This is a genomic window from Myxococcus llanfairpwllgwyngyllgogerychwyrndrobwllllantysiliogogogochensis (assembly GCF_006636215.1).
GTDB classification, from domain to species: Bacteria; Myxococcota; Myxococcia; order Myxococcales; family Myxococcaceae; genus Myxococcus; species Myxococcus llanfairpwllgwyngyllgogerychwyrndrobwllllantysiliogogogochensis.
In genome coordinates, this window is record NZ_VIFM01000844.1 from 1 (window position 1) to 424 (window position 424).

The 424-nt window shown below is 62.7% G+C and carries 1 protein-coding gene; it reads left to right on the forward strand.

Annotated elements, in window-relative coordinates; genetic code table 11:
• Positions 1-58: 58 nt before the first annotated feature.
• On the forward strand, positions 59-424 hold a 366-nt coding region (locus FJV41_RS50810), incomplete at its 3' end, for a hypothetical protein (RefSeq protein ID WP_220138037.1).

The window sequence follows — 424 nt, forward strand, 5'->3', positions numbered from 1 at the left end:
GTACAACTGCAAAGTCTCCCTTCTGAAACTGAAGCGATCAGACTGGTGGGGAGAAGAGGTGCCCTATCTGGTTCTCGACGCCGTGGATCCGGAGGATCTGCGCTGGTACATCCAGCACCGAGGAACGCGGGAGAGACATCTGGAGTACATCCGCTTCTTCAAGCGTGCGCTGAAGCTCATCGAGAGCGACCGAGCGGCCGAGGCCGGCGCGCGCGCCCAGTTGCTGCAGGCGCTCCATGAGGGCGATATTGGGGATCCCGTCGATCGCCCAAGGCTGGTAGACCGGGCTGTGATCGCCTGGCGGGCCGCGAATAGGGGCCAGCCGCTTCCTCTGTTTGAGCAGGGCGGCCGCGCCAACTCCAAGGCGTGGAAATCGCTGCTCGACCAGATGTTCGTGATGGCTGGAGACGGAATGGAGGACACC